At 73.9% G+C, this 8582-nt stretch carries 7 protein-coding genes; 4 read left to right on the forward strand and 3 right to left on the reverse strand.

Annotation, left to right across the window (positions count from 1 at the left end; translation table 11 throughout):
* The 3 genes from JGS39_RS32695 to JGS39_RS32705 all read right to left on the reverse strand — a co-directional run.
* Positions 1 to 887, reverse strand: an 887-nt coding sequence (locus tag JGS39_RS32695) for a hypothetical protein (RefSeq protein ID WP_219573385.1), incomplete at its 3' end; no start/stop codon positions are given.
* Entirely contained in the window at positions 884 to 1900 is a 1017-nt protein-coding gene (locus JGS39_RS32700) for a WxL protein peptidoglycan domain-containing protein (RefSeq protein ID WP_219573386.1), read from the reverse strand. The genes JGS39_RS32695 and JGS39_RS32700, both read right to left, overlap by 4 nt.
* Before the next feature lie 155 nt (positions 1901 to 2055).
* The gene (locus JGS39_RS32705) at positions 2056 to 3669 is read right to left on the reverse strand and encodes a WxL domain-containing protein (protein WP_219573387.1); all 1614 of its coding nucleotides are present in this window, start codon (positions 3667 to 3669) and stop codon (positions 2056 to 2058) included.
* A gap of 460 nt (positions 3670 to 4129) precedes the next feature.
* Here JGS39_RS32705 and JGS39_RS32710 point away from each other — a divergent pair, with 460 nt between their 5' ends.
* From JGS39_RS32710 to JGS39_RS32725, 4 genes are all read left to right on the forward strand, one after another.
* Complete coding sequence (locus tag JGS39_RS32710; RefSeq protein ID WP_219573388.1) at positions 4130 to 4732, forward strand: MaoC family dehydratase; 603 nt, start codon at positions 4130 to 4132, stop codon at positions 4730 to 4732.
* Positions 4729 to 5769 carry an LLM class flavin-dependent oxidoreductase gene (locus JGS39_RS32715; protein WP_219573389.1) on the forward strand — a complete coding sequence of 347 codons (1041 nt, stop codon included), beginning with the start codon at positions 4729 to 4731 and terminating at the stop codon, positions 5767 to 5769. The genes JGS39_RS32710 and JGS39_RS32715 overlap by 4 nt, the downstream gene beginning before the upstream one ends.
* Entirely contained in the window at positions 5766 to 6992 is a 1227-nt protein-coding gene (locus tag JGS39_RS32720; RefSeq protein ID WP_219573390.1) for a CaiB/BaiF CoA transferase family protein, read from the forward strand. Before JGS39_RS32715 ends, JGS39_RS32720 begins: the two co-directional genes overlap by 4 nt.
* A 73-nt stretch (positions 6993 to 7065) precedes the next feature.
* Complete coding sequence (locus JGS39_RS32725) at positions 7066 to 8565, forward strand: MmgE/PrpD family protein (RefSeq protein ID WP_219573391.1); 1500 nt, start codon at positions 7066 to 7068, stop codon at positions 8563 to 8565.
* Positions 8566 to 8582 lie beyond the last annotated feature (17 nt).

Here is an 8582-nt window from a genome sequence, read left to right on the forward strand (position 1 = left end):
GGCCGGTTCCGCCGGCGGCGGATCGCCCAGCCGGCGGAGAAGACGGTGAGCAGGACCGAGGCGCCGGCCACGGAGATCAGCCCCCAGGGGTAGAGGTCGGTGGTGACGACGAACGACCGGGAGTCGTAGCGGCCGCCCACCGAGTAGCGGCCGAAGGAGGCCAGTGGCATGGCCACCGGGACGCGGTAGGTGGCCTGCTCCCCCGGCTTCAGCGGGGAGGTGAGAGGGGCGGCGACGTCGGTGTCGATGCTGCTGCCCCCGCCCCAGCGCACGATGAGCGGGGTACGTCCGAGCGTGGCGGTGCCGGTGTTGCGGACGGTGACGACGAGGGTGCGGTGAGGGCGTCCTCCGAAGAGCTCGGCGAGGCCGCCGTCCCCGGTCAGTTCGGCGTCGACGACCGCCACTTGGGGGGTGCTGGTGCCGGGATCGGGCACCACACCCTCGGGGACGTCGGCCACCTCGATGTCGGTCGTGGCGCTGCGGGCGTTCTGGCCCGCTCCTGTGGTGGCACGGAGTACGCACGGACAGTCGGCGGGCGGGGCGCCCACCAGGAGGGTCAGCCTGAAGGTTCCGTCGGCCGCGACCAGGGCGACCGCGCCGCGGGTGGTGTCGCAGTCGGAGCTGCCGTGGACGGCGCGCAGCCCGCACACCTCGGTCTGCACGGTGGCCCCGACGGGCCACTCCGTGCCGCCGACCGTGACGGGACGGCCCGGGACCAGCCGGCCGGTATCGGTGCTGATCGCCGGCCGGGCAGCGTCCGGCCCGTCAGCCGCCACTGACGGGCCGGCGGCCAGGGCGACGGCGACGACGGCCGCGGCGAGGGCACCGGGAAGCGGGGAGAGTAGGCGGTGAGCGGCCGGCGGTGCCACGGCCCGGCGAACGGTCATACGTGCTCCAGCGCGAGGGTGCGGCGACGCCGGCGGAGCTGGGACAGCCCTGCGACGACGAGGGCGGCGGCGACGGCCACGGCGCCGAGCGTGGGCCAGGACAGGGCCAGGCGGTTGACGCGGGCGGTCGTGTCGGGCGTCCCGGTCGCGGAGACCGTGACCTTCGCGGTGAGCAGGTCGACGGGCGGGGAGCGGCCCGTGTCGAGGGTGAGTTCGGTGTGCTGGCCGGGCAGGATCAGCGGCAGGGACCGGGTGCGGGTGGCGACGGTACGGCCGAAGAGGCCGGTGACCGCGATGGCGGCCTTGCCCTGCACCGGGGTGTTTCCGGTGTTGGTGACGGTGTAGTGGACGGTGGCACGACCCGCCTCGAAGGGGGTGTCGCCGGACGTCTGGTCGAGGCGGACCCCGCTCACCGAGAGGCCCGGGGTGAGCGGTCCGGAGACGGTGAGCTCCAGGCGGACCGCGATGGCCCGCTGGATGCTGACGTCCACGCCGGAGTCGGTGGTGCCGGCGCCTCGCAGGGCGTTGTCCAGGGCGATGACTCCGCCCGTGTGGGTGCCGGGGGTCGCGTCGCGGGGAACGGTGACGGTGAACGGGATGTCGGCGGCACGGCGCGCGGGGATGACGAGGGCGTTGGTCCGCAGCTTCACCCACGCGCCGATGGCGCGCTGGGCCTCGCCTGCCTGGCGGTACGCGAGCCCGCCGTCGCGGGGGGTGTTGTAGGCGTCGGCGCCGTACACCTGGAACGAGATCGGCTCGCTGGAGAGGTTGCTGACGCGCACCGAGTCGCGGATGACGGCGCCGGGCGGTGCGTCCAGCTGGAACACCAGGCGCCGGGCGCCGCCGGAGCCCTTGTCCGTGGGCTGTACCGACCACGCCTGGGACTTCCCGTCCGTGCCGGCCGTGGCCGCGGCCTCAGGTGCGAGCAGCCAGCCGGCCAGGGCGGTGAGCACCGCGAGCACGGCGAGCGGGACCGAACGGGCGGCCACGCGGCCGCGGGCGGTAGGACGCATCGGTCTGTCAGATCCTCCGGACGGCCGCGGACCCCGGAGTACGGGGCCCACGGCGGGCTGGGGTCGTTCGCACGAACGCCAGGAGTCCCGTGTTCACGGGCGGAGTTCGCACGAACGCCAGAAGTACCGCGCTCGCGGGCGGAGCCGGGTGCGCCTCAGGAGAGGGTCAGGCGCAGGACGGCCGCGTACTCGCCGGCCTGGGTGATGGCCGGCACGCTCAGATCGAGCGCGGCGCCGGCGTCGAAGTCGCCGCCGGTGACGGAGGCAGGATCGTCGCTCGCGGCCTGGGTGCACAGCGGGACGGCGGTGGTGGAGCTGAGGGCTCCGGCGCTGCCCGGGGTGACGGTGGAGGCCGCGGCGGCGCCGTCATGGACGGCGCAGGTGGGCGTCCATGACAGGTTGCCGGCCGGGATGGCGGCGCCCGCGGCGTTGGTGAAGTCCGTGACGGTCCCGACCAGCGACCAGCCACGGGTGCTGCCGCGGAAGTCCTTCACCTCGACGGCCTTGAGATCACCGGTCGACGCGTGTTCCGTACCGTCCACCGACACGGGCGAGAGGGTGACCTCGCCCGCTTCCTGGGCCATGGTCAGTGCCCCGCCGGAGACGACCACCTTGAGGGTCTGCTCCGAGCTGCCGCCGTCGGCGAGCGCGGTCCAGGCGAGCTCGGCGGAGTCCGCGGCGGTGCCGTCCTTCTCCGTGGCCAGGATCTTCACGGTGCCCGAGGGCGGGGTGAGGGAGGCGGTGAAGCCGCCGCGCGCGTTGACAGGTGCGGTGAGCGTGTCACCGACGGGATTGCCGTCGGCGTCGACGCCGGTGACCGTGACCTCGTCGCCCGGGTCGAAGGAGGCACCGGTGACGGTGGTGGTCGTGCCGGGCCCGCCGGTGGCCGGGCTGAGCTGGATGGCGCGGGTGCCGAGGACACCGAGGGGAACGGTGGAGCTCAGCGAGCCCTGGGTGAGGACCAGGCTGTGCGGGCCGGGGGTGGCGTCGGCGCCTATCGCGACGGTGCCCGCGAGCTTGCCGTCGCCGTCCACGGTGAGTGCGGGGGTGACAGCACCCGCGGCGCAGGCGGTGCCGTCGAGGGCGCACAGTTCGGCGTCGACCGCCTCGCCGGCGGTCCAGCCGGTGCCGCCGAGGGTGACGACGTCACCCCGGCGGGCCCCGGTGGTGTCGGCGGCGGGCCGGCCCGAGATCGATTCGACGGCCGCGGCGGCGGAGCCGACGCTGCCGTCGGTGACGGTCACGGTGGACAGGACCGGGGGTGTGCCCTGGACCGTGCACGCGATGGTGAGGCCGTAGTTGGTGATGTTGAGCGTGATGTCACCGGGAGTGAGCTGAACCGTGCCGGGCTGGGCGACGGTGAGCTGTCCGGTGAGCTCCGGGATGGGGATCTCCGCGTACGCGGGAACGGCCGCGTTGGAGGCGGGCGCGCTCACGTTGACCGCGTCCTGGCCCGAGACACCGACCTTGGCGGAGACGGCGACGGTGTTCGCGGTCAGTGCGACCGGGCCGTTGGCGGGTCCGTCGGCGAAGGCCAGGGTGAGGTCGACAGGAGCGCCGGCCGTGGTCGTGTCCGCGGCCGTCAGGGTCGCCGTCGTGTTGAACAGCGAGTGGGACGAGGAGAACACGCAGTCGTAGGACACCTCGGCGCTGCCGGCGAACGCCGGCCGGGCGCCGCCGAGCACGAGTGATCCGGCCGCGGCGACGACCAGCGCGGCAAGCGCTGCCGCGGTGCGGGTCGAACACGGTGCGATGGTCTTGGCTCTCATAGCGGGAAACTGCCCCCTCCATGTGCGGCACGCGCACTCGCACGTGCCGTGGGAGCCGGGCGCCGACGGCACCCGGAGTGTTTCTTATGGGGAAACGGTGTTTCGAATCAGTGGGTCAAATGGAGCCACCGTCGCGCCCCGCTGTCAAGGCGCAGACGGCCTGCGGCGGTAAAACTCCTGTTTCCGAAGGGAGTCGAGCCATCACCCGTGAAGGGAAACACTGGACCGCACAGGGAAACATTCCTCTTGACGGGGGCTTGGCGTCCTCCTAGGGTCGAGACGGGACACCGCCCCGGACCGCACGGCAACCGGGTCCTGTCCGTCACCGCCCCGCCGCACCCGGGGCCCACCTGTCTCTCCACCGCATCGCCGCCGCATGGCCGCCCGCTCCGGTCCGACGTCCGGGCGGCGCACAGCCTCTCGCCGCGGCCCCGGGAGCCCGCATCCGAAAGAGGACGCCATGAGTTCCACCGCCGAGCCCGAACCCGTCGTCCGTCCGGGCTGGACCGGGCGCTTCTACGACGACTTCAGCCCCGGTGACCTCTACGAGCATCCACTCGGCCGCACGATCAGCGAAGCGGACAACACCTGGTTCACGCTGCTGACGATGAACACCAGTCAGATGCACTTCAACAGCACATACGCGGAGCACAGCGAGTTCGGCCGCCCGCTGGTCGTGTCCACCCTCACCGTCGCCATCGCCGTCGGCCAGAGCGTCACCGACCTCACCCAGAACGCCTTCGCCAATCTGGGCTGGGACGACATCCGTATGACCGCCCCCGTGCACGCCGGCGACACCCTGTGGTCGGAGTCCCTGGTGGTCTCCAAGCGCGAGTCCGCCTCCCGGCCGGAGGCCGGCATCGTCACCGTGCGCACCCGGACCATCAACCAGCAAGGCACGGAGGTGTGTTCGTTTCTGCGCACCTTCTACGTCCACAAGCGGGGCGCCTCGGCCCTGGTGGACGTACGCCCCCGGCCCGCCACCGCCCTGACCGCGCACCCCGCTCCCGCTCCCGCACGACCGGAGCGCCCGCGCCCGGCCGCCGCCCGGAATCCGGAGTGAGCGCCCCGCCCGCGCCCCGCCTCGGTTACGCCCCGTGGGGCGAGGATCTCGCCGAACTGACCGCCGCCGGCCGGGCCGCCGAGGAAGCGGGCGCCGACACCCTGTGGGCATCCGAACTCCACCGCAGCGCGACCGTCACCGCCGCCGCGCTGGCCTGTGCCACCTCCACCGCCCGCATCGGCACCGCCGTCGCGCTGGCCTTCACCCGCTCCCCCATGATCTGCGCACTGGAGATCATGGACCTCGACGAACTCTCCGGCGGCCGGGCCGTACTGGGGCTCGGCACGGGGGTACGCCGGTTGAACGAGGACTGGCACGGCGTACCGTTCGACCACCCGGCACAGCGATTGCGCGAAACCGTCGACTGCGTACGGACGTTCATCGCCCGCTGCGCGGACGGCGAGCCCTTCGAGGCAGGCGGTCCGCTCGCCTCGCTACGGGTGCGCGGCTACCGCCGGCCCCGTCCCGCGCGCACCCGGGTCCCGCTCCACCTGGCGGCCGCCGGTCCGCTGACGTTCCGGCTCGCGGGCGAGATCGCCGACGGCTGGATCGGCCACGAACTCGGCTCCCGCGACCATCTGCGGAACACCGTGCTGCCCGCCCTGCACACCGGGCTGACCGCCGCCGGCCGCAAGCCGGAGGACCTGGAGGTGGTGGCGTCGGTGTGTGTCTCGGTCCACCCCGACCCCGCCGAGGCCCTGCGCCGCGCCGCCGGCAACGTCGGCTTCTACGCCTCGGTCCGTACGTACGCACCGCTGTTCGCCGCGCACGGTCTGCAGGAGCCGCAGCGCCGGGTCGCGGAGGAGTTCCGCAGGCCCGGAGCCCGCGCGGGCGCGCTGGCCGCGGCCGTGGACCCGGCGATGACCCGCGCGCTGACCCTGTGCGGTACCCGGGAGCAGGTCGCGGAGCTCCTCACCGGCTACGCGGGCACTGCGGACAGCCTCAAACTCACCGTGCCCGTACACGGCCTGACGAGCCATGAGATCCGCGAGTCCCAGGCCCATGTCCTCGACCTCATCCGGGAGCTGCGCCCATGACCACCGCCCCCTCCCCCGCCCGACGCCCCCTGGAGGACGTCCGGGTGATCGCCGTGGAGCAGTACGGCGCCGGACCGTTCGGCACCTGGCACCTGGCGGAACTGGGCGCCGAGATCATCAAGATCGAGGAACCCCACTCCGGCGGGGACGTCGGCCGCTATGTCCCGCCGTACCAGGAGGGCGAGGACTCGCTGTTCTTCGAGACCTTCAACCGCGGCAAGCGCAGTGTCCGCCTCGACCTCGCCAACCCGGCGGGCCGGGAGGTCTTCGAGGATCTCGTACGCCACAGCGACGCCGTCTACTCCAACCTGCGCGGTGACGTCCCGGCCCGGATCGGCATCACCTACGCCGATCTGCGCCACCTCAACCCGGCCGTGGTCTGCTGCTCCCTGAGCGGCTTCGGGCTGACCGGGCCGCGGTCGGCCCAGCCCGGCTACGACTACGTCCTGCAGGGCCTGGCCGGCTGGATGGACCTGACCGGCGAGCCGGGCGGTCCGCCCGCCAAGTCCGGCCTGTCGCTGGTGGACTACTCCGGCGGGTTCGTCGCCGCGCTCTCGCTGCTCGCCGGGCTGCACGCGGCCCGCCGCGACGGCGTGGGCTGCGACTGCGACGTCTCCCTGTACGACACGGCCGTCTCCATGCTCACGTACCCGGCGACGTGGCACCTCAGCGCCGGCTACGAACCCCGGCGCACCCGGCACTCGGCCCACCCCTCCCTGGTGCCATTCCAGGCCTTCGAGGCCGCGGACGGCTGGCTGGTGGTCGGCTGTGCCAAGGAGAAGTTCTGGCAGCGCCTCGCCGCGGTGCTCGGACATCCCGAGTGGGCCGAACCCGGCCATCCGTACGCCGACTTCGCGGGCCGCGGGGAGCGCCGCGACACCCTCGTGCCCGAGCTGGAGGCGCTCTTCGCAACCCGGACCGTCGCCGCCTGGCTGGAGATCCTCACCCCGGCGAAGGTGCCGTGCGGGCCGGTGCACACCGTGCCGCAGGCTCTCGCCGACCCGCACACGCAAGCGCGCGGCCTGGTGGTCGAGTGCGACCACCCGCGCTACGGCACCGTGCGCTCCGTGGCCAGCCCCGTCCGGGTCGGCGAGCGGCCCCCCGGCAAGGCGCCCCGGGCGCCGCAGCGCGGCGAACACACCGACACCGTCCTGCGCGACCTTCTCGGCTACGACGCCGACCGGGCGGCGGGCCTGCGCGCGAAGGGGGCCTTCGGTGACTGACACCGGCCGGCCACACACCGTCCCGGCCGTGGCGGACCCGGCCGTGGCAGAACCAGCCGTGGCCGATCCACCCGTGGCCGAAACAGCCACCGCCGAGGCGATCGGCCCCGCGCAACCACATCCGCACGCGCACGGCCCTCATGGGGCCGGTCACGGCCACTCCCATACGCACCCCGACGACCTGGCGCGCGAGCCCGCGGCCGTCCAACTCGCCCGTTGGGCGGTGGAACTGACACCGGCGAAGATCCCCAGCGTGATCCGCCGCGCCCTGTGCCGCCAACTGCTCGACGGCCTCGGCTGTGTGCTCGCCGCGGCACGCGGCGGGCAGGCCGCACCCGCGCTGACCGTCGCCGCCGCGCTCGGCGGCCCACCGGAGGCCGTGGTCCCGGGTCTCGCCGCACCGGTCGGGTCACCGGCCGCGGCGCTCGCGCTGGGCGCGCTGGTGCACGCCCTGGACTGTGACGACACCCACCCCGGGGCACTCGTGCACGCCACGGCTGCCGTTCTGCCCGCCTTGTTCGCCTCGGCCGCAGCCGCCCGGGCGGACGGTCCCGCCCTGCTGACCGCCGCCGCGGCCGGCTACGAGACCGCGCTGCGGGTCGGTCTCGGCGCCCCCTACCGTTTCCACGCCCGGGGCGTGCACGCCACCCAGGTCGCGGCCGTCTTCGCCGCCGCGGTCACCTCGTCGGTCCTTCAGGGGCGGTCCGCCGAGGTGACCGCCCACGCGCTGGGCATCGCCGGCAGCAGTGCGGGCGGGCTGCTGGAGTTCCTGGACACGGGCAGCGACACCAAGTCCCTGCACCCGGGGCTCGCCGCGCACGCCGGACTGCTCGCCACGCGCCTCGCCGCGGCCGGCGCAGAAGGCCCTTCCACCGTTCTCGAAGGACGCCACGGGGTGTACACGGCACTGGCCGGCCACACCGTCACAGCCGACGAGATCGTGGGCGACCTGGGCGAGATGTGGCACGTCAGCGCGGTGCAGAGCAAGCTCTACCCGTGCTGTCACCTGCTGCACCGCACCCTCGACGCGGCGGCCTCGCTGCACGCACGGCTGATCCCGTACGGCGGCACATCGGCGCTCGCCTCCGTCGTCGCGGAAGTTCCCCCGGGCACCGAGCCCGTGGTCTGCGTACCGCGCCCCCACCGCGTCGCGCCGCGCACCGCCTACGAGGCCAAGTTCTCCCTGCCTTTCAGTACCGCGCTGATGCTGTGCGACGGCACGCTGTCCCTCGCCGGCTACCGCGCCGACGCCCTGCTCCGGCCGGATGTGACGACACTCGCCGCCCGCGTCACCCACACCGTCCGGGCGTACGACGGTCCCGACGCCGAGGCGCCCGGGGTGTTGCGGGCGCTGCTGCACGACGGGACCGCCCTCGACGTCCGGATCGAGGGCGGCCCCGTGCGGCCCCCGGACACCGCGCGGGTCGTCGCCGGGTTCCATGCCAACGCGGGCGGCGAGAGCGCCCTCACGCGTGAGCTCGCCGAACGCGTCCTGCGCCTGGACCGGGAGGACGGCATCGACGCCGTGCTCGCTCTCACCTCGGCGATCCTCGCCGCCCCTCCTGTCCTGTGACCCGCCCCTCGCTCCCC

Source organism: Streptomyces poriferorum (assembly GCF_019399235.1).
Classification (GTDB): domain Bacteria; phylum Actinomycetota; class Actinomycetes; order Streptomycetales; family Streptomycetaceae; genus Streptomyces; species Streptomyces poriferorum.

Bases quoted from the DNA above. Each gene is read 5' to 3' on its own strand.
- JGS39_RS32700 (WP_219573386.1), bottom strand. From the start codon at position 1,900: ATGCGTCCTACCGCCCGCGGCCGCGTGGCCGCCCGTTCGGTCCCGCTC.
- JGS39_RS32710 (WP_219573388.1), top strand. From the start codon at position 4,130: ATGAGTTCCACCGCCGAGCCCGAACCCGTCGTCCGTCCGGGCTGGACC.
- JGS39_RS32720 (WP_219573390.1), top strand. From the start codon at position 5,766: ATGACCACCGCCCCCTCCCCCGCCCGACGCCCCCTGGAGGACGTCCGG.
- JGS39_RS32705 (WP_219573387.1), bottom strand. From the start codon at position 3,669: ATGAGAGCCAAGACCATCGCACCGTGTTCGACCCGCACCGCGGCAGCG.